The sequence below is a fragment of the Streptococcus sp. LPB0220 genome, assembly GCF_008727815.1.
Lineage (GTDB): Bacteria > Bacillota > Bacilli > Lactobacillales > Streptococcaceae > Streptococcus.
In genome coordinates this window covers 170,001-196,558 of the sequence record NZ_CP044230.1, presented here as the reverse complement: position 1 = coordinate 196,558, position 26,558 = coordinate 170,001, and the positions used below count along the sequence as shown (strand labels likewise).

The following is a 26,558-nucleotide window of genomic DNA, read 5'->3' as shown; positions in this document are numbered from 1 at the left end:
TCCAATTCTCACTTACTTTCTTTTACTCGATCTTTTTGCCAAGGAAATCCAAATCCCCAAAGCTAGAAGAATACCTCCTAACACTATAAGGTATGTTTGTTCCTTTGTCAATAAAGCTTGCCATTTGAGCTGAACGCCCATTTTTTCTTGAAAATCTCGAAGAAGATCATCTCGCCCCTTAAAGGTTTCGCTCACTGCTTCTTTCATGAGTACTTGTCGATAAAGTGCAGCAATATAAGTTGCTGGAGTACATTTCATTAGTAGTTGTGCAAAATCAGGTAGAACACCTAAAGGTACATAAGTCCCTACCAAAAAACCGGAAGCTGTACCCACTATGGTCGCAAACTTTCCAAGACTGTCTACGGATTGGAAAAAATAAACAAAAATGGCATTCACTAAACTAGAAAGCAGGCTACTAAACAGCATGATGAGGAGTACTTCAGGTAATAAAGATAGTGCTGGAGCTTCTCTAAAATAGCCACACATCAGCACATACATAAGGACTTGCATGAAAAAAGAGATGATGATTGCGCTCGTTAGATACGAAAATGGTAACCGCCACTTTCCTTGATCCGATAAATAAAGATCCTGATCTACTTGATGTTCACGGTCCTTTACTAACTGAGTCAGGGCAGCCAGACTTGTCGTAATCCCTGTCACAGCCAGCGTCCCACTCATTAACCAATTATTTAACACAGGACCACTATTTGGGAGCTGAGCCCAAGCATCTGTCAGATTTTTTTGAAGAAAAATAATATAGAGAACAAAGGAAATCAAGGCTCCCAACAGGGAGAAGAAAACTCCTGAACGATTCCTAAAATACAATAAAAAATTTCGCTTTAGTACGGCTAGCATTAGCGGACCTCCCTTCCTGTAAGTGCAATAAAGGCATCATCCATGGTCCCTGGACGAAACTCAAAATGGGCTAGATTATCTCTAACTTGCGCCAGATAATCAATGGCTTCCCTTTCACTCTTGGGTTGAAAAATATACTCCAATTGACTTTGTTGCTCTACTGACATTCCCGAAGATTTGAGACTTTCTATCTGCTGCATCTCCTTGAAACGAATCTTCAAGATATTTTTTGCATACTGGCTCTTAATATCTAGTGCCGATCCTTGAGCAATCACTTCCCCATGGTCTACAATATAAATTTGATCAGCTTCATCTGCTTCGTCAAGATAATGCGTGGTCAATACAACGGTCATTCCCTCTTCTCTCTGCAATTGATAGAGCAAATCTCAAATGGACTTCCGGGTTTGAATGTCTAAACCTGTCGTTGGCTCATCTAAGAACAAAAGGTCTGGACTGTGTAGTAGAGCACGCGCAATGTCAACCCGACGCTTTTGACCACCTGAAAGCGTCCCGTATTTCTGCTTTTGGAAAGCTGATAGGCCTAGCCGATCAATAAGATCAGACACACGATCAGGTTTTAAGCCTTTATACTGTTTCGCACGAATGGTCAGATTTTCCCTAACCGTTAGCATCTCATCTAAGACACTAGTCTGGAAGACCACACCAATTTTCGTACCTGGTTCATAGATGATTTCACCTTGCGTTGGTTGTTTCAAACCAATCAACATGGAAATCGTTGTTGATTTCCCCGCCCCATTTGGTCCTAGAATCGCATTAAAGGTTCCCTTTTCAAACTGTAAATGAATATTGTTTACGGCTAAATGATTTCCATATCGTTTACTGATGTTTTTAGCTTGTAATATCATGTTCTCTCTCCTTTTGATAGAACCAGTCTAGCAAAAAAGCCGTTTAAAAAACGGCTTTTGGGGATAAGTGGTTAAAATGAAGAGATGAGTGGCGAGATAGAAGAGATTAAAATGAGGGAAAAATTCATTGCAACCATTCTTTTCCCCATTGATTCAAGTCCTTTAAAATCGGCATCAGTGATTTGCCTTTTTCTGTCAGCTCATATTCTGTATGGAGTGGCATCGTTTCAAAATCATATTTCTCAACCAATTGGTTCTCTATTAAAACGTCTAAGCCACGTGTCAAACTGATAGTTGTTATCCCTTCAACTTCTCTTCTCAATTGATTGAAACGAACTCTCTTATGCTTGTTTATAACCCATAATATATTCATCCTCCATTTCCCACCAACCACATCTAAGACTCGAGACATACTACAGTTCCAATTTTTATTTGTTAACATTTTTTCTCCTTACAAAAATGTGCCTACTATTCAGGTAGTTTGTAAAGTATTATAATCTATTTATCATTTATTTTAAAGGAGTCACTTATGTTTATTGTAAACCTTACCTATATCAAGCCCCTTGATGAAGTTGAAAAACACTTAGAAAAACACATAGATTTTTTAAATCAGTATTATACAAAAGGTCTTTTTATCGCATCTGGAAGAAAAAATCCAAGAACTGGCGGTATCATTCTCATGAGAGCAAAAAATAAAGATGCTGTCCAAGAAATCATTGCACACGATCCATTCTATCAAAATGAGATTGCTCAATATGAGATCATTGAATTTGAAGCAAGTAAGTATTGTCTAGAATTGAAAACCCTCCTCAGCGATCCATTGGACGAAAATGAGGAAATTAAATAAAGAGACTCAAGGTCCATTCAATACCGCGTAGAACCGTTAAAAAAGTGTGACTTAGTCCCATTACAGCATCGGTTGCTATCTAGAGGCTCTTTTGTTACACTACTAATATGAATACACCGATCAAACCAAAATTACAACGATTTCAAACAGCCACTGCCTTTGCCTGTCCCATCTGTCAATTGGACCTAGAACTTGTGGGGACCAGTTTTAAATGTCCCAAGGGCCATTCTTTTGATTTGGCGAAATTTGGCTATGTCAACCTGGCTCCCCAGATCAAGCAATCAAAGGACTATGACAAAGAAAATTTCCAGAATCGCCAGCTGATCTTAGAAGCAGGTTTTTATGAGCCGATTCTAACAGCGATCGGACAAAAAATTCCGACCAGTGATGCCAGAATTCTAGATATCGGTTGCGGAGAAGGCTATTACTCCCGAAAGCTACAAGAAGCCTATCCCAAGGCTACTTTCTATGCCTTTGATCTTTCCAAGGAATCTGTGCAACTAGCTGCCAAGAGTGATGCTAGCTGGAAGGTCAATTGGTTTGTAGGAGACTTGGCTCATCTACCCATTCAATCCAAGAGTATGGATGTCATTTTGGACATCTTCTCCCCGGCTAATTACGCTGAATTTGAGCGTGTCTTAAAGGCTGAAGGGGTCATCATTAAGGTCGTTCCAACCTCTTCTCATCTAAAAGAAATTCGTCAGTTGGCCCAAGATCAATTGACCAAGCAGTCCTACTCCAACCAGGAAATTTTGGAGCACTTTGAAGACCACTGCCAGATCCTCTCATCCGAAACGGTCAGCCTCACCAAGAGTTTAACTCCTGAAGAACGCCAGGCGCTCCTCGCCATGACCCCTCTTCTATTTCACGTAGACCAAGAAAAAATCGACTGGACCCAACTCACAGAAATCACCATTGAGGCCCAAATATTGGTTGGGAAAATCAAGATACAAAGAACGTAAAATGAAAAGTAAAAAGGCTGAGACAAATCGTCTCAGCCTTTTACTCATCTTCTGCATGCTCTGTCATGACTTGTAAAGCACTTTTTAAATTCTTTTTGCTATTTGTGCGATTTTTTCGAGTTCTTCTTTCCGTTGACGATCACTCATATATTCCACTCGTGTAACTTGTGTCACTTTAACCGGTTTAATACCACAGGGTTTCAAGATTTGGGATTTTAGAACCTTTGCGTAGTCTTGAGAAAAAGGAAGAAAAATTTTTGGCGTATTATGCGTCGTAATGATCCACGCTTTTCCATCTAGTTGCCCCACCGGACCTCGAGGTCCATTCTGATAAGCAAAACCTGCAACAAAAACACGATCAATAAAACCTTTTAAAATAGCTGGCATTCCACTCCACCAAGTAGGGAAAATAAAAATCAACTGATCCGCCCAACTCAATAAATCTCTATACGGTTTCATGTCTTCATTATGCTGTAAATCTCTCCTTTTATGCCTTTCATCAAAACGTAAAACCGGATCAAAGTTTTCTTTATATAAGTCTACTATTTTAACCCTATGCTCTGGTGCTAAATGCTTTTGCACAGTTTGAAGGATTGATGCATTATAACTTGTTTCATTCGGATGTGAATAGATTATTAAAACATTCATCAGCTATCTCCTTTTATATAAATATCAAGCATCGTTCTGACGGTCTTTTGAACATCATTTTCTTTAAAGCTTTCTCCAACGGGACTCCTTACCAATAGAGCCAAACCAGCAATAAAACTCCAAAAATGGATCAAAATTTCTGCGTCACTACTAGAAAGATTTTCCTCATCTTTAAGTCTTAACGCTACCGACTTAAAATGTTCAAATCCTGGTAAAGAGGAGTTGACTGAAATAGTTTCATGGGATAACTCCATATAGTTATATGGAAATTTGATAAATAATGCTTCAAATAGATAGGTTTCCTCTTGGGCAAACCTTACAAAGTTACAGCCCATCAGAGTTAGTTGAGTTCTTGCATCTATGGAAGTATCAATCCCTTGTATCATATTTTTCAAAAAGAACATTGATAAGTGTTCCATAACCACTTGAATATATCTATCTTTACTTCCAAAATGCTTATAGGGAGCTCCATGAGTCACCCCACATTTTTGAGCTATTGTACGCATAGACATCCGGTCAATCCCGTTAGTTCTGATTTCTTCAATGCCAACCGAAATTAACTTTTCTTTCAGTTCTTCCGTATTCCGTTTCATTTGACCACCTTCCCTTATCAAAGTATACGTCGTCTACTTTTTATAAAGTATACACCGTCTACTTATATTTGTCAAATAAAAAAATACTCAAAACTTAGCTTCATAGTCTCTGACCTTCTGTTATGTACTCACCTAAGGAAAGTTTCTAAGAAGACGTTGTCTTCAATCAAAAGGCTGAGACAAATCGTCTCAGCCTTTTACTCATCTTCTGCCTGCTCTGTCATGACTTGTAAGCGATAGGTTTTAGGCGATTTCCCACAGAGTTTACGGAAAACCTTGTAGAAATAGCCTACATTACTGTAACCAACTTTATAGCAGATATCTTCAATACTGTCATTGGTCGATAAGAGGAGCTGCTGGGCAGCCTTAATCCGCTGTTTGTTGAGGAGTTCTGCGAACGTTGCATTGGTTTCTCGTTTAATCAATTGGCCTAAATAGACTGGATTGATAAAGAGAGCCTGACTGATGTCCTTGAGTGACAGCTCTTTTTGGTAATCACGGCTAATCACTTGGAGGACACTCGCTACATTTTCGTTCATCCGATAGTGGGATAAGAAACGGGACAACTCTTCCTGGATAAAGCTAATCATCTCGCTAAAGGTAGCAGCTTCTTGGACTTTCTTGACCACATCGGCCAAATCATCTCCTTGCAGGTATTCAAACAAATGAAAGACATCCATCAAAAATTGGATAAAGAGTTGCTTTGTCAGCGAAACCTTGGGTGTCTTCTCAAGGATCATTTTTTCCAACCAGTCCAGTTCTTCTAAGATCTGTTGGATATTTCCTTGCATGATTACCCGATAGGCAGGCTCGTAGTAATGGAAGACCTCTTCATCTTGATTGAGAGGGATCGCCCCATAGAAGAGGCTCCGCTCTACTAGGTCCTTAAATTGATGAAAGTGCTCCTTATATGGAGGCTCAAAGGCCTTCTGAATCATGGCTTCTTCTTCTTGATCCGAGATAAAGAGTTGAAGATTTTGCCCAAGAACTTGATAAGACGAGCTGATAAAGCCTTTTTTCTCCTTAGCGACTCCAATCCACAGTGAGTTCCGACCTGCGATATACTGACAAAACTCTTCCTCAGAAATATCATCGTGAATCAAACGGTTGGCCAACTCTTGGCTTGGTTGCTGGATTTGGTTCCGAATTTTTTCTAGGATATTGCCCATCTCCACCTTATTGACAGGTTTGAGCAGGTAGTCTGCCACGCGCAAATTGAGGGCTGTCTTGACATATTCAAAATCCTGATAGCCTGACATAATGATAAAAGCAGCATCTGGTATCAAATCCTTCATCTCAGCAATCATCTGAAGTCCAGTTTTCCCAGGCATATTGACATCCGTGATCACCACATCTACCGGATACTCTCGCACATAATCAAGGGCCTGATCTGCATCTTCTGCAGTTGCGACCACTTCCATATTCCAGTGGTCAAAGGGGATTAATTTTTTTAACCCTTCTGTAATCATATACTCATCGTCTACTAATAAGACTTTGTACATTCTGTCTCCTTTATTCGTCTTGAATGGTAATCGTATAGGTCACTCCATGGTGAGGTTGGGAGAAGACTTGTATGTGGTAGCGATCTCCAAAATAGAGCAGCAGGCGTTCATGAACATTGACAATTCCGATGGACTGCCGACCACTCTTTTCTTCGATTTCTGAGCGTGTATTGCGATTGGCTAGCATCTCTTGAATGCTTTCTAGCTGTTCTTCTTTCATCCCGCGCCCATTATCAGTGATCAAGATGATGACCTGTCCTTCTCCTTGCAAGACCTTGACACTGATCACATTGTCCTTGCGTTTATGGTCCACCCCATGCGCAAAATAGTTCTCGACCAAAGGCTGGATGGTGAATTTTGGAATCTTCATTTTTTCCAAACCTGGATCGATCTTAAAGCCATAGGCAATCGATTTGGGATAACGTACCATGCAGAGGTAGCTGTATTTGCGACAAAATTCGAGCTCATTTTCAACTGTCGTCACTCGCTCGTCTGAGATATTATTGCGCAAGAGACTACTAAACTCATAGATAATATCACCCAATTCATCCTGCTCTTGCATGACGGCATACATCCGGATAAATTCCAGTGTGTTGTACATGAAGTGGGGATTGATCTGGGCTTGTAGTGCCCGCATATTGGCATCTTTTTGGCTGAGCTGTAGCTGGTAGATATCCCGAATATTCTTATCCATATTGTCTAACATGGTATTGATCATATTCCCAATAACCAGCAGTTCTTGGTCCTTGGTCGAGGTATCAATCCGTCGTTCACTCTCCCCTTGACTGATCTGATTCATGGTATCGACCAAATCAAGGACTTGACGCCGGTAATTTTTGAAAATCTGACCTAATAACAAGTAAAGGATCAAGAAAATTAGGAAAGCAATGGAGAGAAAAGTGGTCAGGTTAGCTAGACCCTTTTTGACCAGATAACTTTCAGAAACAGCTACATCCACCTTGTAGCCATAGATCGTGCTACGGGTTTGCCATTTAACATCTTTTGATTGTCCCTTATCCCCTTCATGGTACATCTCTTTCCCAAAGGGAGTGAAGATCCGTACAGCGACCGGAAGATCGCCTCTGGCATTATCAATCGCTGCCGTCAAAATTGCTTGGTTCAGCGTCATATAAGCAATCCCAACTCCAGCACCCGTAGTCGGATCTGTCAAAGGAACCGGAATGGCTGTCGCAGGAGCCTTGTAATGGTCCGCTGAGACTTGCTTGCCTCCCTGTGATTGCCGGGTAGAGACAAATACCGTCTTGTAATCAGACAAGGTGACATCGATACCCTCGATGTTTTTATTGCTCAAATAGAGACTGTCAATATTCTTATGTAGGGACAATTGGATATAAGAAGGGAATTGGGCATTCAATCGCCAAGTCTCATACTCCGATGGTGACAAGGTAAAATAGCGATAAACTCCTTCTAATTTTGCAGGGTTTTCAACGAGGCTACGTCCTTCTTGTGTGACCCGTTGATAAGAAGTCTCGAGATCCGTCACCACTTCGGTCAAGACCCGTTGGGCGATCCGGTCGGCTTCAGCTTGCTGGTTTTTCCAAGAGATCCCCGCGACAACTAGGCCCATAATGGTCAAAATGACTACCATGACATAGGCGTAGAATTTTAAAAGCGTACTTAACCAGATTTTTTTCATCGTTAGGATACCAATTTTTCGTGGATGTTTTGATAAACAGGGTCAAAGATATCATTGACAAAGAAATGCCATACACCGATCAAGACGAAAAAGAGAAGGGCTGGCATATAGTAGCTAATGACGCCAAGTAGCGCGGTTCCAAGGATGAGCTTCAGAACTGGACGAATGTCCAGCAACATTCCGATCAAACTGAGCTTGATACTGTTGGCATAAGAGAGATCGAAATGAACTTGCAATTTCAAATAAACGGCGTAAGCTAGAGGCGCAACCAAGAGGAAAACCAGATTAAACAAGAGAACCAAAATTTGGAAGAAATTCAAGTGAGGAATCTGGACTATGAGGTACATGCCATAGAGGAGAACCCCTTCAATGGCAAAGAAGGTATAAAAGACTTGATTAGCCGGGCGTAGATTTTCTTTGAAGAGTTCCCAAGCGCGTGACCAATGATAGTCCTTGTAGGTCATGCCATTTTCCGCATAGAGGCTCATGATAGTGGCACTAGCCGGTCCTACTCCTAGTAGAACACCCCCACAGATCGTCAAGACCCAAAAAATCCCTGTTACCAGCATAGCAACATAGACTCTCGTAAAAATGAACTCGATGATTTTTCCCATCATTCAGCCTCTTTTCCAATTAGTGATTCTATTATACCATAAAAATAAAACGCTTTCCCCCTATTTGCATTGGTAAATTGAAATATTGATTTTCATTTACAAGACTCATTTTCATAAAGACACAAAAAGGCTCTGGAGATCCCTCCAAAGCCTTTTTCGAACTACCTGTTCTTATTTTTTAGAAGCAAGGAATTCGTCGTATTGTTTTTGCATTTCGTCAAGCACTTTTTGGTAAGCACCTTCTGATTTCAATTTTTCAAGCATCTTAGGAACTTCTACTTCAGGATCCACAGTACCAGTATTGATAGCACCTGCGAATTGGTTCAAAGTATTTGTAAGAGCAGTGATTTCTGATTTCACTTTATCTGTGTTAAAGATGAAGCCAAGTGCTGGAGATTCTTTTGCAGTTTCCAAGTCTTTCTTAGATTGTGCAATTTGTTCATCTGTTACGTTTTCGTTGATGTAAAGAATCCAGTTGTTACCAGTGTTCCATCCAGACATGTGAGTGTTTCCGTTGTAGCCATCCAAGACTTTGACACGGTTTTCTTTGCCGGGAACTTTTTCCCAGTTCTTGCCTTCTGGTCCATAAACAAGGCCGTTCAAGAGTTCTGGATCAGTGTTCAAGAGATTCAACACTTCCATTGCTTTTTCTTTGTTCTTAGAGTTGTTTGAGATAACAAAGTTAGCTACTTGAGTAGTATTGTTCTTCTTGTACAGTTCAGTAAATGGTTTGATTTCGATCTTACGGTTTGCTACACGAGAAAGCAAGCTGTTACCGTAGTCAGCTGGCCCTACTGTTTCTTCACGAACCAACCATGTATCTTGAGAAAGATCATAACCAGTGTCGCTCGTTGCTACGTCTTTTGGAATGTATCCTGCTTCGTAGTATTTGTGAAGAGTCTTCAAGTTTTCTACATAACGAGGAATTGTGTAACGGTCAACGATCTTAGTAGTGTCACCTTTCAAGTCAACAACGAATGGAAGTCCATCAACAGCCACATAGTCAAAGTCATCTGAAGGTCCACCGTAGCTCTTGTTCATTGCAAATGGAACAACGTTTGGATCTTTTTCTTTGATGGCTTTCAAGACTGGTTCAAGAGAAGCATAGTCTTTCACGTTTGAAACGTCGATACCATATTTTTCAAGAAGTGGTCCGTTAAATGCAAAGTTTTGAGAAGATGCAACGTTAGCTGCTACTGGAACAGCATAGATCTTGCCGTTTACAGTGTTCCCTTTGATGTAAGCTGGGTCAAGTGCTTTGTAAAGGTCTTTCCCTTCTTTCTTGTACAATTCTGTCAAGTCAGCATAAGCACCTTTTTGAGCGTTAATGACATAGTTATTAGCAAAGGCAATATCATAGTTTTCACCAGATGAGATGATAACGTTCATTTTTTGTGCATAGTCACCCCAACCAAGATATTGGATATCCAATTTTGCGCCAACTTTCTTTTCAATGATCTTGTTGGCATTTTTAAGAAGAACATCCAAGTTATCTGGTTTATCACCGATTTGGTACATCTTGATGATTGGTTTACCGTCTTCAGTTGTTGCAGATTTCTTGTTGTTACCTGTAAGGCTTCCACAAGCAGCAAGAGTAGCTCCAAGAGCGATGACACTAGCAGATGCTAACGCATATTTTTTCCAATTTTTCATAAGAAAAATCTCCTTTATGTTATTTTCTTTTTAGACTAAGTTATGAGTTGAAAATCCTGTTGATTTTCAATGAACGATGTTATTCTTTCACACCACCGATGGTCAAGCCTTTTACAAAGTAGCGTTGGAAGAATGGATAGAGAATGGCGATTGGCACTGTTGCCACAACCACCATGGCCATACGTCCTGTTTCCCGTGGGATGGATTGTACAGCTCCTGCCAATTGGCCGGATACCCCGACATTTTTAGCGATGTAATCCATATTGTTTTGGATTTGCATCAAGAGGTATTGCAATGGGTAAAGGTTGTCACTCTTAATATAGAGGAGGGCATTGAACCAGTCATTCCAGAACCCTAAAGCGGTGAACAAACTGATGGTCGCAATCCCTGGTAGAGACAATGGCAAGCAGATTTGGAAGAAGATCCGTGTTTCACTTGCCCCATCGATCCGAGCGGATTCAAGGATAGCTTCTGGAATGGTCCGTTTAAAGAAGGTCCGCATCAATATGATGTTAAATGGACTGAGCAACATTGGGATAATCAAAGCCCCGATGGTATCACCTAACTGCAAGAGTTGAGTGGTCACAATGTAGCTTGGAACCAACCCTGCACTAAAGAGCATACTAAGGAGTGAAAATACGGTAAAGAACTTGCGGTATTTAAAGGTACTCCGTGAGATTGCGTAAGCATAAGTTGTGGTGATAAAGACATTACATGCTGTTCCCACAATGGTCACAAACAAGGTAATGAAGAGGGCTTGCAAGATTTTGTCTTTGAACTGTACCAAGAAGAGGTAACCATCAAATCCAAATTTTGCTGGCCAGAATTGGAAACCATGGACTGCCAAACTTTGTTCGTCTGTCAAAGAGATCATGACAACGAAGATGAAGGGAAGCACACAGGTCAAGCCGACCAAGGTCAACAACAAGGTAAAGAAGAAGTTGCTCTTCTTACTGAAAGAATGGATCCCGACATTATCAATTTTTTCTTTTTGAATGGTTGATTTTTTCATACGATCCTCCTTTCTAGAAGAGAGCGGCATTCTTATCAATGCGACGGGCAATGATATTTGAGATTAAAACAAGAACCAAACCGACTACCGATTGGTAAAGACCGGCTGCTGCTGTCATCCCGATATCCCCTGACTTGGTCAAACCGTTGTAGACATAAACATCAATAACGTTGGTCACACTATAGAGCGCTCCAGCATTATGCGGGATTTGGTAGAAAAGACCGAAATCTGCGCGGAAGATATTTCCGACTGCAAGAATAGTCAAAACCGTAATCAAGGAAGACAACTGAGGAATGGTGATGTTGCGAATGCGTTGCCACTTAGACGCACCATCCACAGTCGCTGCTTCATAGTAAGTTGGGTCAATTCCCATGATGGTTGCATAGTACATGACACTACTATAACCAAAGCCTTTCCAGATTCCTAAGAAGAGGAGAAGCGCTGGCCAGATCCACAATTCCGAGTAGAAATTGATGGCTTTCATACCAAATGAAGTTAAGATGTGGTTGACCAATCCTTTGTCCACGTTAAGGAAGGCATCGGTGAAGAAGCTGATGATAACCCATGATAGGAAGTATGGGAAGAGCATGGAGGTTTGAAGCACCTTGACCACTCTTTTTGATCTCAACTCACTAAAGATGATGGCGATCCCAACGGAAACAATCAATCCTAAGAAGATGAATCCTAAGTTGTACAATACCGTGTTTCTTGTAATAATGTAGGCATCTTTGGAACTAAAGAGGAACTTGAAATTGTCAAAGCCAACCCACTTACTCTTCATGACACTGTCAATGAAGCCCTCTCCCGTAATATGATAGTCCTTAAATGCTACGATATTCCCAAAAACCGGAATATAGAAGAATAAGATTAACCACGCTGCACCAGGTAAGACCATTAAAAGAAAAATGAAATTTTCTCTCAGAGTCCTTACAAACTTTTTCATTTAACTCCCCCCCTTTGAGCCTTGAGCGTGTTTATTTGCTTTGGTAGCGTTTACATCACCTATTATAAGATAGCCCATTTACATTTTCAAACTCCTAATTATAGAAAAAATTCTACAAATTTATGACATAGCTTTAAAAAAGAGTAGAAAAGGGTGGTCGTAAAGACAGCTCCTCTTCTACTCCTAGCCACTGTGGATGAGACTTCTGTCATCCAACTTGGCATTTTTTACGTTGTATAAATGGTTGAAGCCGTCGCAATAGTATGCCACTGGTTAGCCGTTGTGGCTGCGAAGTCCTGATCCCCGTAGAAATCGTTGAATGGCAAGATCTCTACTTCTAGTTCATCGATACGAGGGATTTCGCCTGCTAGGTAGTTTTCAATACGGCTTTCAGCTCGCTTGATCCGCTGCAAGAGTCCACCCATACGAATATCTACGGTATCCAAACCAAAGACCTTGTTTTCTTTCAACCATTGGTGGCTAAAGAGAGCATGTAAGTGTTCAATCTGGCTTCTGAGTTTTGGTAATTCTTCCCGAGCAATTTGTTGCAAGCTCTCTTTATCACCTGCGTGATAGGCCTCACGGATGCGTCGACCTACATCCACTTTACTACTTAAAATGGCATTCAACTGAGCCTGGGTTTCAAAGAGATAGGCGTAGATGCCTGCTTTTTCTTTGATAGCAGCAAGAGTCTCAGCTGCTTGGGCAAAGTGTGGCTTATCCTGTTCAGGTGTCATGTGTTTGTCAAGAATTGGGCAGAGAACATCCTGATAAAAGACATAGCGATTGGGGTTAATGCCACTGAGATTGTCTGGTAGGTCTGGCAAGAGGTTGGCCAGATCCAGCTGCATAAAGTCCTCAACGGATAGACCAGTATTAGTCTTAAAGTGAGCAGATAGACACTCTAAATTATTGCGATAGCTGAGCTCCGCCCAGATTTGTAAGCTCGGTAGGATCGAGAACTGGGCTGTTTCACCACCATTGTCCCCCCAGCCCGTCACAATGACTTCCTTGATCTGGTTGGCACGGCAAGCTTTATTGGCTTCAAGAGCGATGAGACGACTGAAATGGTTGTGGGGTGTGAAGCCAATCCACTTCCAAGCCCCACCAGCAAAGGCGATATCTTGGCTAATCTTGTGGTGATTACGGAAGTTACGATTGTATTTTTCCTCGCTATCCTGATAATAATCCCAGTAAACCAAGGTCACACGGTCTTTGAGACGGTCTAGATAAACTCGTGTTTCTTCTGGAATGTCCACCTCACGATCGTACTGGCCATCTGCTGACATAAGCTTGAAGAACATATCGCTCCACATCTGGCAGTGGAAACCATACTTATCTGCAATATCCAGCACGCGCTCCAAGTGTTGGCACATAAGGAGACTCCGGTCCACAATACCGTTCAAGATAAGATAACGACCCAAACCAACCAGGTGGGCTTCGTCCATCCCGATATTGACCTTGCGCGTTTGTAGTTTAGATAGCGTCGCAAACATGCCATCAATCAGGTCATAAACTTTTTCTTCACCGATAAGGAGAATGTCCTCTACATCGCGGAGTTCCTGCACTTCTTTGACACCCCATTTGACAAAGGCTGACAAGTGGGCCAAGGTTTGGATGCATGGGACAAAGGTCATGTCAAACCGCTGGGCATAGGTTTCAATTTCCTGTAACTCTTCAGCTGAGTATGCTCCACGGAAATAACCAAAATAAGGTTGCCCCTCAATCTGATAGGTGTCTTCCATGTAGAGCTCAAAGGTTGAATAACCCATGAGAGCCAAGACTTCAATCATCTGTTTGGCAGATGCGACATTGATCACGGCGTTGCGCGAACAGTCCGCCATATAGGCCAAATCTTCGTAAGCCGCTTGTTCTTCAATCTCTACCTTGTCCCCTTCTGCTAAAGCTGTTGCTAGAACGGATAAGGCGCGGTAAAGTTGATGCGGTTTGCGGTAGGTCAATTGATACTGTCCACTCTCACCCTTGATAGAGATAGAAGCATGGTCAGACTGACCAACCGCCACTTCTACATCTGGTAGAGAAATGTGATTTTGGAGCAACTCTAAAGCTTGCGCTTGTTTACTGCTGATTCCGGTAAAAGTTACCATTGGTTTTCCTCCTGTAACCAGTTGACAAGGGCACCGTAGAGATTGGCATCTGCCTGATAGGTGCAAGCTTGAATCACTGGAGCAATTGTATATTCTTCATATCTGTCCACAAAAGTATCTACTGCTTTTTGAACCCCTCTGATAAAATCTGGATTCTGACTAATAGAGCCACCCAGGCTAATGACATCTGGGTCGATGAGATACTGGATATTGAGCAGTCCTTGGGCTAGGTTGCGATTCATCCGCTCAATAGCTTCTTGGCAAAGGGCATTGCCTGCTGCCGCCTCTTGGTACACCTTACGGCCATCCCAGTCAGACTGACCAGATTTTTCAATGACATAGCGCACCATATTTCCTGTTGATGCTAGTTGTGACCAGTTATTGAGCTTTTCTGCAGGTTCGATGGTTGTCATGTAGCCAAACTCACCGCCCAAGCCATGACGACCACGGTGAAGCTTGCCATTGATGATCATGGCGCCACCGATCCCTGTACCAATCACGACACAGGCTGCATTTTCAATCTCAGGATGCGCCAGCAATTCACTCAGTCCAACACAGTTGGCATCATTTTCTAGATGGACAGGTAGCTTGTGATGAGAAAGGGCCTCATACCATGAAAAACCATGGATGTAAGGAATGGCACTGGTCCCTTCAATTACCCCTGTTTCTTGGTTAACAGCCCCTGGCACACTCATAGCAATCCCACGGTAGTCACGTTCTGACAATCGCTGGTCCAACCAAGCCAACAAATCTTCTAGAGTTTTTGGCGTTGGGGTGCTGGCCTTATCTAAAATCTTTCCATCCGGAGTGAGACTAGCAAACTTAATCCCAGTCCCTCCGATATCAATCGTTGCAATGGTCATTGCTTTTACCTGTAAAAAGGAGCGAGTCAGCAGTCGGTTCTTACTTTTTCGCTCCTCCTTTCCTTTTATTGTTTCTTCAGCTGCAACCAGCTATACTTCTTCTTTTTTAATCCATTCTGTCCGGATTTCTTGCGGTGCCAATAAACCTGTATGGACCGGATACGGTTGTTCCAGAAGATCGACAACCGTTTGTTGTCCTTCTGACACGCGCACATTTTCTTGGCTCATATTGTAATAGCGAAGGATGTAACCTTCTTCATTTTCTGCTACCTTAAAGGCTGTTGGACAAACCTGAGGATGTGTCAAGGCTGTATGCTTGAGTAAACTACCAGACGCTGCTACACTTCCTTCTTGTTTTTCAACTTGAAGGCTGGTCATCGGTGTCTGCAAAGCTTTAGCTCGGCGATAAGCAGAGAAGCGTCCCTGAGCTTGATGGCATTCTACTGCATATTCAACCTCAAAGTCCCGCAAGCATTGTGCTTCTGGTGTTGGGAAATAGCCCCAGTCACCAAGTTCGCCGGAAGCACGGAGAAGTGTTACAGCTATCGTATCGTCTCCAAGGATTTCGTATTCATGCAATCCTTTATTGGCCACTGTTACCCCTTTGACGTCATCATACAAGCTGACGAAGGCTTGCTGGTGTTGGGGATTTTCAGGATTTTCCCAAGAAGCAGCCGGTTTATTTGGCCGTGTGACCACCTCAAAAATGCTTTCCGAGTCGTTGCTTGGACGTGTATTGTGAGTCTTGACCAAGAGACGGATACGGTGATCCTTAGCTGTATTGGTGAAGCGCGTCTTGAAGCGAATTTGCGGATCATCTACAAAGATGGTCATCTCCGTTTCAAGAGGGATGGTTGTCAGCTCTTCTGAGCGGCTTGCCTTGCGGTTCATAAACTCGATAATGCCTCTTTGCTCCGCATCCAATTGTTCATCCGCGCTGACCGGGATCGTCAAGTCATGCTTGAGCAAGATTTTGGCATAGCGAGCATTGTTTTCCAAGACCTCATAAGCTGTTAACTCCGCATAGATCGGTTCGGTTCCTTTTGGTTGGAAGTAGATATATTCATTTCCAATATCACCACGATCTTCAAAACGAAGGAAATCCTCATAAGCCTCATTGGTCGTTTTATCATAGAGGGTCAAGCCATCATCGATACTAAGGGTTACAAATGGCGTATCGATCACCCCATTTTGGAAAAGACCATCATGATGAGGTGCTTTGCCTTCCAAGAGCTGGAAGGTGGTCCAAGAAAGAGGCGCTAGGTGAACCGGAACCGTCACGCGCACTTGACGCGCGATATAAGGTTGACGGAATTTATCCTTAGGCAGGGTATAGCCAAAGCTTGCTCCCAAGTCCTCAATCTCTGCTTCTACAAGATGCCCATCTAAATCTTCTACGTGGTAGTCTGGCAAGCTCAAAGCGGCCATTTTCTTGAAGCCTTCTGTCGGATGCAATTCCTTAAACGGACAAACTGCTACATCGACAATCGTGCTGACGGTGTCCACCTTATTATGCAAGCCAGTATTGATGACCGTAAAGAGGTGCTCACTCTGGGCTTTTTGAGTCGCTAGTTTACCCTTCCATTCGTTCAGAAGGTTGGTCTTGACGAAGTTTCCAACTTGGTTGACCTTGGCAAAACGAACTTCCATTTCACGGTGAACATCATCCACACTACATCCACATATACTATCGTGTGGCGCATTTTGTAAGAGCATCTTCCAGGCATAGGTCAATTGATCCTTGTGATTGTGACCACCTGTAATGATGGTCAAAGGTTCCACCACTTGCTCCAGCAAATTGCTGTTTTCTTGAAAGGCTTGTTTGAGATAAACGCGTGAAGAAGAGGTATTAGCAAGTGTGTACCAGCCATCGGTTTCCTGACTGGTCAATTCCCCCGTAACCGTTGATAATTGTTCAGGAAGCGCACTTTCCACTGCTTGAACATATTCATCAAAGGAGCTATGAATAAAGGTCACGTCAGGGAAAAGCTCATTGGCCACGCGAATAGCTTCACTCAAGTTTCGTTGAACCGGTTGGTGGTCGCAACCGTTCATCATCAACCATTGGTTGGTTGAGGCATAGTCACGAACATCTGCCAATTTTTGTTTCCAAAAAGCTAAAGCCTCATCTTTATCTACTGGAATTTCGTTCCCGTTACTGTACCAGTTAGCAAAAAGAATACCCAGCACACGGCTACCATCCGCCCCTTGCCAGTACATTTCAGAAAATTGAGAGGTAAACTGCTCATCTTCGAGGACTTGGTTGTCAAATCCGATTGGTTTGACCCCACGCCCAAAGGCTGCTACGTGAATCCCTGATTTTTGAAGGATTTGAGGAGCTTGTCCCATATTTCCAAAGGTATCAGGGAAGTAACCAATTTGAGTTGATTTGCCCCATTTGGCACATTCAGCTTGACCAATCAAGGTATTGCGGACGTTGGCTTCACTGGAGATTAGGTAATCATCCTGCAAGATATAAAAGGGACCAATCTTGAGCTTGCCTTCGTCGATATAACGCTGCACCTTGTCACGGTTTTCAGGGCGAATTTCTAAATAGTCATCGAGGACGATGGTTTGTCCATCCAAGTGGAAACTTTTGAATTCAGGGTCATTTTCAAAAAGATCAAAGAGATTGTCAAAGAGTTCCACCAATTGCATGCGGTGACTTTCAAAAGGTAGATACCACTCACGATCCCAGTGGCTGTGAGAGATAATATGTACAACAACATTTTCCATGAGTAAAACCTCATTCTAACTTAAATTTAAAGATCTATTTGTGATTCTTTACAAGAATCTGTTAAGCGACAGCTCATTAGCGAATATCCAAGTAATCCAAGACTAATTCACAGAACATCATGTTGGCCCAAGAGAACCATTCACGCGAGTATTTAGTTGGATCATCTACATGGAAACTTTCGTGCATGACGCCCGTGCCTCCATCGCAGGCAACCAACTGGTCCAGCAAATGTTTTTTCTCAGCTTTATCTGTCGTTGTCAATCCTTGAATGGATAAAGCAATCGGCCAGATATAGCGATAAAACGTATGAGAACTTCCTAGTCCACTTGCGTACTTCCCTTCATAGAAGTAGGGATTTTCAGGGCTCAAAATCGTCCGACGAGTAGCTTGGTAGACCTCATCGTCAATGGCGCAATATCCCAGATAAGGAGCTGCCAACAAGCTTGGCACGTTTGGATCATCCATGATGCTAGCATTTCCCAAACCGTCTACTTCAAAAGCATAGATCTTCTCGCCCTTGCTGTTAGTCGTGTAGGCGTAGTTTTCGATCCCTTCTTGAATCTCCGCTTGCAGGCGTTTGGCATCTGCAATGATCCTTTCACTATCGGCTAGATTCAAGTCTGCAAAGATTTCTTGCACATAACCCAAGACAACCACTGCGAACATATTGGACGGAATCAAGTAGCTATACTGACAGCAGTCATCACTTGGACGAAAGGCTGACCAGGTCATCCCTGTCACGGAGAAATCTGGCCCAAAGCCGTCATTTACCAAGGTATCTTCCTTACGATCGGTATCACGGACGAAACGGTATGGTGAGTTTTTGTGGTCTTGCTCCACTGTCCAGAGATGAAGGATTTCCTTGGTCGCTGTGACAAAGGTTTCATCAAATTGGCTAGTCTCACCAGTTTCCTTCCAAAGGAGGTAAGCCAATTGCAAGGGATAGCAAAGCGAATCCACTTCATACTTGCGCTCCCAAATCCAGCCATTCAAATCGGTGTGGTCGGTCTCGTGGTGGCCTTTCCAGTTCTCCTCAATATTAAAAGAGTTAGCATAGGGATCCTTGAGGATCAAGGTCATCTGGCGTTTGACCAAACCAGCAATGGTCTGGCGCAAACGAGGGTCTCTTTTTGCCACATGAAGATAAGGTCTCAATTGAGCCGTTGAGTCACGCAGCCACATAGCTGGGATGTCCCCTGTTAACACAAAGGTTGAACCATCTTCTAAAATTTCAACTGTGTTGTCCAAAGTGTCTGTATAACAACGTTCAAAGACATCCACCCACTCCGGGTACTCCTTAGCTCGCTCAGCCACTTGATCCAACCATTCTCGCACAATTTCTTTTGAATAGGTCATTTATTTTCCTCACACGTATCGATTCTTTCCTATTCAGTATAAAAGATTTCAAATGGGAAATACATACGCAAACTATAGCCCTTTTTCTACAAAATTTTCCATTTGATAAAAACGCTATCATATTTGACAACACTTTGATACAATGAAGGAAATACCACCGCGTGTTCCAAGAAAAATACAGATCATTTAAGGTTGATGAAGAAAAAGGAGACAAGATGCGCACACATTGCCAGACCATCGATACCCGCTGGGGAAGTGATAATCATCCCCACTATTCGCACGGAAACACCCTCCCTTATACCGGAGTTCCTTTTGGAATAAACTACTTCCTTCCCCAGACGACACACGAACAAGGGGCTTGGTTTTTCAACCCCAATCTTCCTATTTTTCAGGGATTTCGTCTCACCCACCAGCCTAGTCCTTGGATAGGAGACTACGCTTGGTGCCTTATCACGCCCATCACAGGGGAAGTTACAAGTTCAGACCTCTTCAGGCGCCAAAGTAGTTATTCGATGAAAGAAGCTGTTTTCCAGCCCCACTACCTTCGTATTTTTTCGGAACGTTATCAGATTCAAAGCGAGCTAGTTCCTAGCCGCTACGGGGCTATCATGCGCTTTCGAGCACCAGAAAAGTTGACTCTCTGCTTTCATGCAGTAAATAAACTAGAGGACTTGACCCTTACAGACCAAACCTGCCACTTCCGCATTCTGGATCAGGCTCATACCGCAGATACTTCCTACTCTTTCTATCTCCAGTGGCAATTTAGCCAGCTGATCGAGAACGTCACTCACATCGATCAAGATCTTTTTCTCACCTTTGCTTGCAAGGAAGTGACCGTCCAATTAGGTAGCTCTTATCTGTCTCAAGACATGGCTCACAGCCATCTTCCCAACCTTCCCTTGGAGGAAGCTAAAAAAGAAGCAGCCGATCAATGGAATCAACTGCTAAAACGAATTGAAGTGAAGGATAACGGAGGGCGTGACCAAGCCTTTTTCGACCATTGCCTTTACAGACTCCTCCTTTTCCCTCAAACTTTTTATGAAACGGATACTAAGGGAAATGACTGGCACCTGGATGTTGCCCATAATGAAATCAAACCAGGAAAAGCTTATACCAATATCGGATTTTGGGATCTCTTCCGAACATCTTTTCCGCTCTTTAGCCTTATCTATCCCGATTACTACCGTCACTTTCTCGAAGGATTTTTAAACACTTACCAGGATACTGGTTTTCTTCCGAAATGGTTGGCCCCAGATGAACGAGGGATGATGCCAGGCACCCTTATCGATGGAGTCTTTGCGGATGCTGTCACAAAAGGGATCGCACCAGATCTACACGAAAACATGCTAACGGCCATGCTCCAGACAGCCAAAAAAACAGATCCCGCTCAACATTTTGGTCGCCATGGCAATGAAAGCTACAAGACCCTTGGCTACCTACCCGATGATTTTCACGAAAGTGTTAGCCACAGCCTCGATTATGCTTATAGTGATTTTTGTATTGCCACTGTCGCTAAGCAATTGGGGCATACAGAAACAGCTGCTCAGTATGCTTCTTCCAGCCTCTCCTACCGAACATTGTACGATGCTCAAACAGGCTTCATGAGAGCGCGATCCACCAATGGAAACTTTAAAGAGCCCTTCTCTCCTACCAGCTGGGGAGGAGATTATGCAGAATGCTCTGCAACCCAGGCTACTTTTGGAGCCTTACACGACCTCTCCGGCCTGATAGAGCTGATGGGCGGTAAAAAAGCCTTCACCCAACGATTGCTGGATCTGGCCAATCAAAAACCTCAATTTGATGTAAGAGGATATGGCTATGAAATCCACGAAATGAGTGAAATGGCCCAAGCCCCATTTGGGCAGATTGCCATCTCCAATCAACCCAGCTTTCACATTCCCTACCTCTTCCGTCACAGCCTTCATCCCGAATACACCAATCTCCTGATCCACCAGATCCGTTCCCAAGCTTTCCATCAAAATTTCCAAGCCTATCCAGGTGATGAGGACAATGGTAGTCTATCTGCTTGGTACATCTGGTCAGCCCTTGGACTCTATCCAACCTGCCCAGGAAAACCAATCTATGATCTAGGGCTCCCCCTCTTTAAAGAAGTCCTTCTCCATCTTCCCAAGCAAGAGCTCAAGATTTGCGCCAACTCACACACTGCAGGCGCCTATTTCATCCAAAAAGCCCTATTAGATGGTAAAGAGAAACAAGAGATTTCCCATCAAGACCTCCTTGAAGCCCAATTGCTCCAATTTGAGCTTTCTTGGCTCCCCCCACATGCATAAGAAAAAGAGGCTGGGACAAAAGTCCTAGCCTCTCAATTATTTTTGGATTGTCGAGCAAGACGCAGTGGTTGAGTGGGCTCTACTACGCTGATTTCATCAGCTTTTACAGCCCTACTCAACTGTGCGGAGGTGGGACGACGAAATCGAATTCTAACGAATTACCGATTTCTGTCCCACTCTCTTTTTCCATTATTCATCTCCTACATGATAGTAGATCGAGCCTTGTTCCCCAAAACTAGCGATACCAACACCAGACCATAAGCGGTTTTTAGAGGCATCTGATGTATCTTTAAAGACGACTTGTCCTTGATCATCGACCTGATCACCAATGGTCACTCCTGCAGGAATATACTCCAACAAGAAGCCTCCATCACGACCACCATAAATGCCTTCTGATGCTGTTCCATAATCTGTCAAAGAAGCTCCATAGCCCTCTAACTCTTGTGAGACCAACCCTTTGTCGTTAAAGACCAGCTTATTTCCTTTATCATCTTGCCAGACACCAGCAATACTGCTGTAGTCTCCATTGGCAATAGCTTCAAGATCCATTTTCTTCACTTCTTTTTTCTCTTCTTTTTTCTCTTCTTTTTTTTCTTTCTCCTTCACTTCCGAACTAGAAGCAGCCGTCTTTTTGACTTCAGAAGAGGCATTCGTTTGACTAGAGGAAGCGGTTGATTTTTTACTCGCTCCCTGTTGCGAACAAGCTACCAACAGGACCACGCTGAGAAGACTCACAAGAATTGCACCAACTTTTTTCATTTAAAATTCCCCATACATTTTTTAATTTAAAGCCCTTTCATTGTAACGTATTTTCAAGCATTTGACAAGCTTCACTCCCCATTTTTAATCAAAAAGAGACCGGGATAATCAGTCCTAGTCTCTCTTTTGATACAGCTCTCAATGAGCCAGCATTTCCTGTGCTACTTCTAAACCAGATAAGTTCGAAGGATAATACGTTGGCCAATTTTCCAACTCATCATAAAGCGCTTCTTGACTCTTTCCTCCATGGAAAATGTGGAAGTGGGCTGCCTTTACCGGAGTAATTTCATGGTCACTAAATTGAACATATTTGAAGTCTCCCGCATCGCTCTCCTTGGCTTCAAAGAGATAACGAACACCACGATTCCCCTTCTTATAAGTCAAAATGTGCTTACCTACGTATTTATAGGTATATTTCTTAGAAGATCCTTTTTGATAAAACTCCATTGAATCCTTATCAATCTTAATCCGATCAATATCTGTTTGGTAACCCTTGGTATAATATTCCTTATACTCAGCAGCCGTCATAGTTGGATTTAATTTTGCCTTATAATCAAATACCTGATCCAAAGTTCCATCTTGCAAGTATGGATAAACCGATTTCCAATCACCCGCATAATTTGCCAAACTACGATCCTTCACTTGACTATCCTCGAAATAGCCCTTTTGAACTGTCTTAGCGTCTTCCTCATGTTCCGGTTGAATATCCTTACCAGCTTGTGACGTTGTTTTCTCTAGCGCCTTCAGATTCTCCTTCATAACAGACACGTAGTCTTCGCCATCTTTCATTTCTTGATCCGTCAGGCTTTCCAAAGGATTTAAGACAGCCAACTCAACACCAGCTTCAGAAGACAAGGTTTTCGCCAAGGACTTAGAAGCATTTTCCTCAAAGTAAATGACCTTGATCTCATTTTTCTTGATATACTCTGTCAATTCACGCAATCGTGCAGCAGAAGGCTCGCTATCAGGTGAAATCCCTGAAATGGCCACCTGGTTTAAGCCATAATCCAAGGCCAAGTAACGGAAAGCCGCGTGTTGGGTTACAAAATTCTTTTGTTTCGCATCTTTCAAGCCATCCTGATAAGCTTGATCCAAGGCCTGTAATTTCTTTAGATAGGCTTGGGCATTTTTCTCAAACGTCTTTTTCTTATCTGGATAAGCTGCCACCAATTGATCACGAATCGACTCTACCATCTTCATGGCACGATGTGGAGAGAGCCAAAGGTGAGGATCATATTCATGATGGTGTTCTTCGCCACCTTCGTGTTCATGTTCCTCTTCCAATCCAGGAAGCAAGACCATGCCCTTGGTAGCATCGATCACTTTGGTTTTCTTATCCTTCATTGATTTCAAAAGATTTGGAACCCACGTTTCCATATTTTCATTTTCATAGACGAAAACATCCGAATCTTGAATCATAGCCCGCCCCTTAGCAGACAATTCATATTCATGAGGCTCTGATCCCGCTCCAATGAGCAGGTCTACCGTTCCTTCATCTCCGACAATATTTTTTGTAAAATCATAAACAGGATAAAAAGTGGTCATCACTTTTAATTTTCCATTTTGACTCTGACTTTTACCACAAGCAGTCAAGATAAGGGCAAAAGCCACCAACAACATTAAACCTATTTTTTTAAATTTCATATTTACTTCCTCAAACGTGATCCAAGATTCACAAGCAAGAACAGTGCCACAAACAAAAGCGTGATGCTGGCACTCGCCGGTGTATCTGCAATATAAGACAAAATCAACCCACTAAACATCCCGATAAAGCCAATGATGACCGCAATCAGCATGACCCCACGGAAGTTCTTCCCTAATTTCAGCGCAATACTAGCCGGTAAGACCATGATAGTTGAAACCAATAACGATCCTGCTGCAGGAATCATTAAGGCGATAGCAACCCCTGTCACCACATTAAATAAAATGGACATGGTCCGGACCGGAAGGCCATCTACGAAGGCCGTATCTTCATCAAAAGTCAAAATATACATAGGCCGCAAGAATAAGGCCGTCAGCACTAATACAACGAAAGCAATCACAAACAAGGCGATCACCTGTTCATCCGTAATGGTTAGGGTAGAACCAAACAAATACTGATCCAAGCTCATCGAGCTTTTCCCACCACCACGCATCAGTACTAAAGCTAGGGCAAGACCAGTGGACATTAGAATTGCCGTCCCGATCTCCATAAAGTCCTTAAATAATGTCCGTAAATACTCAAGAAAAACCGCAGCTATAATGACAATGATCATAGTCGAGAGCGTCGGGGAGATTCCAAGGAAAAGCCCAAAAGCGACACCCGCAAGAGAAACGTGACTCAGCGTATCACTCATCAGACTCTGCCGTCTTAAAATTAAGAAAATCCCTAATACAGGAAAAAAAAGACTCATGGCAACCATAGCCAACAAGGCCCGTTGCATAAAATCATACTGGAATAAATCAAGCATGGTCACCCTCCCCTTCTGTATCATGGACGTTAAAACATCTCCAAGGAGAGCTTTGGTCACGAACCAAATGAATATTCCGATCCGCAAATTGGTTAACCTCTTCAGGATCATGCGTAATCATCAAAACAGATTTTTGATGGTGATGCGCACTGTGATGCATCAACTCATAAAAATCACTCTTTGTCGTCGCATCCATCCCTGTTGTCGGTTCATCTAAAACAAAGATATCCGGATCTGAAGCAAACATCCGAGCAATGACGGCCCGCTGTTTCTGACCACCAGACAAAGAACCAATCGCCCGATCCTTGAACTCCAGCATCCCAACAGATTCTAAACTCTTCAGAATATGTTTTTCATCGTGCTCATTCAACTTTCGAAACCAGCCTTTACGAGGATAACGACCTGACTTCACAAATTCATAGACCGTACTGGGAAACCCTGCATTAAAACTAGCAATCTGTTGTGGCAAATAAGCAATCCTTAATTTCTTCCCCTTAACATTTGTCTTTGAAATCTCAACTGTCCCGACCTTGGGCTGTAAAATCCCAAGACTAGCCTTAATCAAGGTTGACTTAGCAGCCCCATTTTCCCCGGTCAAGGTCACAAACTCCCCACTATCTAAGTAGTAATTGATTCCTTCCAGAACCGGTTCCCGGTCATAATAAAACGATAAATTCGAAACCGTAATATACCTCAAACTATAACTCCTCTTCCAATAAATCTAAAAACCGCGAAATGACCCCTTGCTCATTCTTAGTAAACTTCGACAAAACATCCTCGTAAGTGTGAAGAGTATGCTGATGATGGTGCTGATGCTCTAATGCAATCGGCTTACCAATCTCAGTTAAACGGTAATAGAGAACCCGAGCATCATTTTCATCGCGATAAGTCTCCAGCATCCCCTGACTTAATAAGGGCTTCACGGCCTTCGTGATAGCAGCCTGACTGACATTCAATTTCTTAGCTAAGACAGAATTGGTTAGAGCTTCATCAGCAACCAGCATCAAAATATGTTCCTGAGTGTTGGTTAATGAAACACCACTTGTACAAGAACCAACTAAAATCTCATGCTGATTTTCTGATAACAATAAAATAGAATTTAAAAATCGATCGATTTTATTTGCAACTTCAGACAAAATTAACTCCTTCTAATTCACTAAAAGAAACTTTACCGGTTAATTATATCACAAAAAAGAAAAAAATAAAACAAAAAAAGGAGTAAAACTCCTTTATAATCTATACCGGCGGCCGGGGTCGAACCGGCACGTCCTTGCGGACACTGGATTTTGAGTCCAGCGCGTCTGCCAATTCCGCCACGCCGGCATAAATTTAACTGGGGTAGCTGGATTCGAACCAACGCATGAGGGAGTCAAAGTCCCTTGCCTTACCGCTTGGCTATACCCCAATAATAATATTAATAAATAGGCGAGTGATGGGGATCGAACCCACGCATGCCAGAGCCACAATCTGGTGTGTTAACCACTTCACCACACCCGCCATAATTATTAACACGGGCAGTAGGAATTGAACCCACACTGAAGGTTTTGGAGACCTTAGTTCTACCTTTAAACTATGCCCGTAAAGGATGGAAGGGGAGGGATTCGAACCCCCGAACCCGAAGGAGCGGATTTACAGTCCGCCGCGTTTAGCCTCTTCGCTACCCTTCCTGATTATTGAATTGATGGCGCGAGACGGAATCGAACCGCCGACACATGGAGCTTCAATCCATTGCTCTACCAACTGAGCTACCGAGCCAAATTGCGGGAGCAGGATTTGAACCTACGACCTTCGGGTTATGAGCCCGACGAGCTACCGAGCTGCTCCATCCCGCGTTAATATTAA

Annotated in this window: 22 protein-coding genes, 8 tRNA genes and 1 pseudogene (1 of these 31 only partly in view); 3 read left to right on the top strand and 28 right to left on the bottom strand. The window is 42.8% G+C overall.

The window, feature by feature from the left end; translation table 11 throughout:
* Positions 1 to 12: 12 nt before the first annotated feature.
* From LPB220_RS01175 to LPB220_RS01165, 3 genes and pseudogenes are all read right to left on the bottom strand, one after another.
* Entirely contained in the window at positions 13 to 855 is an 843-nt protein-coding gene (locus LPB220_RS01175) for an ABC transporter permease (RefSeq protein WP_150905138.1), read from the bottom strand.
* Positions 855 to 1,721: pseudogene (locus tag LPB220_RS01170) on the bottom strand (ATP-binding cassette domain-containing protein). The gene LPB220_RS01175 and the pseudogene LPB220_RS01170 overlap by 1 nt, the downstream one beginning before the upstream one ends.
* Positions 1,722 to 1,845: 124 nt before the next feature.
* Positions 1,846 to 2,163, bottom strand: a complete 318-nt coding sequence (locus LPB220_RS01165; RefSeq protein ID WP_150905136.1) for a winged helix-turn-helix transcriptional regulator — start codon at positions 2,161 to 2,163, stop codon at positions 1,846 to 1,848.
* A gap of 87 nt (positions 2,164 to 2,250) precedes the next feature.
* Between LPB220_RS01165 and LPB220_RS01160 the strand changes: the two genes are divergently transcribed.
* Complete coding sequence (locus LPB220_RS01160) at positions 2,251 to 2,568, top strand: YciI family protein (RefSeq protein WP_150905134.1); 318 nt, start codon at positions 2,251 to 2,253, stop codon at positions 2,566 to 2,568.
* A gap of 107 nt (positions 2,569 to 2,675) precedes the next feature.
* Positions 2,676 to 3,530: a methyltransferase domain-containing protein gene (locus LPB220_RS01155; protein ID WP_150905132.1), complete on the top strand. Its 855-nt coding sequence runs from the start codon at positions 2,676 to 2,678 to the stop codon at positions 3,528 to 3,530.
* Positions 3,531 to 3,614: 84 nt separating this feature from the next.
* Here LPB220_RS01155 and LPB220_RS01150 read toward each other — a convergent pair whose 3' ends face one another.
* The 12 genes from LPB220_RS01150 to LPB220_RS01095 all read right to left on the bottom strand — a co-directional run bounded on the left by LPB220_RS01150 (position 3,615) and on the right by LPB220_RS01095 (position 19,216).
* Positions 3,615 to 4,178 (bottom strand): NAD(P)H-dependent oxidoreductase, encoded by a 564-nt coding sequence (locus LPB220_RS01150; RefSeq protein WP_014712763.1) that lies wholly within the window; start codon positions 4,176 to 4,178, stop codon positions 3,615 to 3,617.
* A complete protein-coding gene (locus tag LPB220_RS01145) occupies positions 4,178 to 4,771 on the bottom strand; it encodes a TetR/AcrR family transcriptional regulator (RefSeq protein WP_150905129.1) in 594 nt (197 codons plus the stop codon). Before LPB220_RS01145 ends, LPB220_RS01150 begins: the two co-directional genes overlap by 1 nt.
* Before the next feature lie 197 nt (positions 4,772 to 4,968).
* Entirely contained in the window at positions 4,969 to 6,273 is a 1,305-nt protein-coding gene (locus tag LPB220_RS01140) for a response regulator transcription factor (protein ID WP_150905127.1), read from the bottom strand.
* Between the two features lie 10 nt (positions 6,274 to 6,283).
* Complete coding sequence (locus LPB220_RS01135; RefSeq protein ID WP_150905125.1) at positions 6,284 to 7,930, bottom strand: sensor histidine kinase; 1,647 nt, start codon at positions 7,928 to 7,930, stop codon at positions 6,284 to 6,286.
* A 2-nt stretch (positions 7,931 to 7,932) separates the two neighbouring features.
* The gene (locus tag LPB220_RS01130; protein WP_150906772.1) at positions 7,933 to 8,544 is read right to left on the bottom strand and encodes a YesL family protein; all 612 of its coding nucleotides are present in this window, start codon (positions 8,542 to 8,544) and stop codon (positions 7,933 to 7,935) included.
* 171 nt (positions 8,545 to 8,715) lie between these two features.
* Positions 8,716 to 10,197 carry an ABC transporter substrate-binding protein gene (locus tag LPB220_RS01125; protein WP_150905123.1) on the bottom strand — a complete coding sequence of 494 codons (1,482 nt, stop codon included), beginning with the start codon at positions 10,195 to 10,197 and terminating at the stop codon, positions 8,716 to 8,718.
* 79 nt (positions 10,198 to 10,276) lie between these two features.
* On the bottom strand, positions 10,277 to 11,209 hold the full coding sequence (locus tag LPB220_RS01120) for a carbohydrate ABC transporter permease (RefSeq protein WP_003004100.1): 933 nt from the start codon (positions 11,207 to 11,209) through the stop codon (positions 10,277 to 10,279).
* A gap of 13 nt (positions 11,210 to 11,222) precedes the next feature.
* Complete coding sequence (locus LPB220_RS01115; RefSeq protein ID WP_003009701.1) at positions 11,223 to 12,152, bottom strand: ABC transporter permease; 930 nt, start codon at positions 12,150 to 12,152, stop codon at positions 11,223 to 11,225.
* 227 nt (positions 12,153 to 12,379) lie between these two features.
* Complete coding sequence (locus LPB220_RS01110; protein WP_150905121.1) at positions 12,380 to 14,260, bottom strand: beta-N-acetylhexosaminidase; 1,881 nt, start codon at positions 14,258 to 14,260, stop codon at positions 12,380 to 12,382.
* The gene (locus tag LPB220_RS01105; protein WP_150905119.1) at positions 14,254 to 15,123 is read right to left on the bottom strand and encodes an ROK family protein; all 870 of its coding nucleotides are present in this window, start codon (positions 15,121 to 15,123) and stop codon (positions 14,254 to 14,256) included. Before LPB220_RS01105 ends, LPB220_RS01110 begins: the two co-directional genes overlap by 7 nt.
* A gap of 90 nt (positions 15,124 to 15,213) precedes the next feature.
* A complete protein-coding gene (locus LPB220_RS01100; protein ID WP_150905116.1) occupies positions 15,214 to 17,859 on the bottom strand; it encodes an alpha-mannosidase in 2,646 nt (881 codons plus the stop codon).
* Between the two features lie 76 nt (positions 17,860 to 17,935).
* Entirely contained in the window at positions 17,936 to 19,216 is a 1,281-nt protein-coding gene (locus tag LPB220_RS01095) for a glycoside hydrolase family 125 protein (RefSeq protein ID WP_150905114.1), read from the bottom strand.
* A 215-nt stretch (positions 19,217 to 19,431) separates the two neighbouring features.
* Between LPB220_RS01095 and LPB220_RS01090 the strand changes: the two genes are divergently transcribed.
* Positions 19,432 to 21,507 carry a GH92 family glycosyl hydrolase gene (locus tag LPB220_RS01090; protein ID WP_150905113.1) on the top strand — a complete coding sequence of 692 codons (2,076 nt, stop codon included), beginning with the start codon at positions 19,432 to 19,434 and terminating at the stop codon, positions 21,505 to 21,507.
* A gap of 189 nt (positions 21,508 to 21,696) precedes the next feature.
* Here the strand turns inward: LPB220_RS01090 and LPB220_RS01080 are convergent, their stop codons facing one another.
* From LPB220_RS01080 to LPB220_RS01020, 13 genes are all read right to left on the bottom strand, one after another.
* Positions 21,697 to 22,266, bottom strand: coding sequence for a DUF6287 domain-containing protein (locus LPB220_RS01080; RefSeq protein WP_023919723.1), 570 nt, complete (start codon positions 22,264 to 22,266; stop codon positions 21,697 to 21,699).
* A 138-nt stretch (positions 22,267 to 22,404) separates the two neighbouring features.
* Positions 22,405 to 23,910, bottom strand: coding sequence for a zinc ABC transporter substrate-binding protein AdcA (locus LPB220_RS01075; protein WP_118096029.1), 1,506 nt, complete (start codon positions 23,908 to 23,910; stop codon positions 22,405 to 22,407).
* Between the two features lie 2 nt (positions 23,911 to 23,912).
* Positions 23,913 to 24,716, bottom strand: coding sequence for a metal ABC transporter permease (locus tag LPB220_RS01070; protein WP_150905111.1), 804 nt, complete (start codon positions 24,714 to 24,716; stop codon positions 23,913 to 23,915).
* Positions 24,709 to 25,413, bottom strand: coding sequence for a metal ABC transporter ATP-binding protein (locus LPB220_RS01065; RefSeq protein WP_003013743.1), 705 nt, complete (start codon positions 25,411 to 25,413; stop codon positions 24,709 to 24,711). Before LPB220_RS01065 ends, LPB220_RS01070 begins: the two co-directional genes overlap by 8 nt.
* A 1-nt stretch (position 25,414) precedes the next feature.
* Positions 25,415 to 25,852: a zinc-dependent MarR family transcriptional regulator gene (locus LPB220_RS01060; protein ID WP_003004547.1), complete on the bottom strand. Its 438-nt coding sequence runs from the start codon at positions 25,850 to 25,852 to the stop codon at positions 25,415 to 25,417.
* A 103-nt stretch (positions 25,853 to 25,955) separates the two neighbouring features.
* Positions 25,956 to 26,039, bottom strand: a tRNA-Leu gene (locus LPB220_RS01055).
* Between the two features lie 10 nt (positions 26,040 to 26,049).
* A tRNA-Gln gene (locus LPB220_RS01050) sits at positions 26,050 to 26,121 on the bottom strand.
* 19 nt (positions 26,122 to 26,140) lie between these two features.
* Positions 26,141 to 26,213, bottom strand: a tRNA-His gene (locus tag LPB220_RS01045).
* Between the two features lie 12 nt (positions 26,214 to 26,225).
* Positions 26,226 to 26,296: transfer RNA gene (locus LPB220_RS01040), tRNA-Trp, on the bottom strand.
* Positions 26,297 to 26,302: 6 nt separating this feature from the next.
* A tRNA-Tyr gene (locus tag LPB220_RS01035) sits at positions 26,303 to 26,383 on the bottom strand.
* Between the two features lie 15 nt (positions 26,384 to 26,398).
* Positions 26,399 to 26,471 (bottom strand) — tRNA-Phe (locus LPB220_RS01030).
* A gap of 3 nt (positions 26,472 to 26,474) precedes the next feature.
* Positions 26,475 to 26,548, bottom strand: a tRNA-Met gene (locus LPB220_RS01025).
* Between the two features lie 9 nt (positions 26,549 to 26,557).
* Position 26,558, bottom strand: a tRNA-Ser gene (locus LPB220_RS01020); it runs 89 nt beyond the window's last position.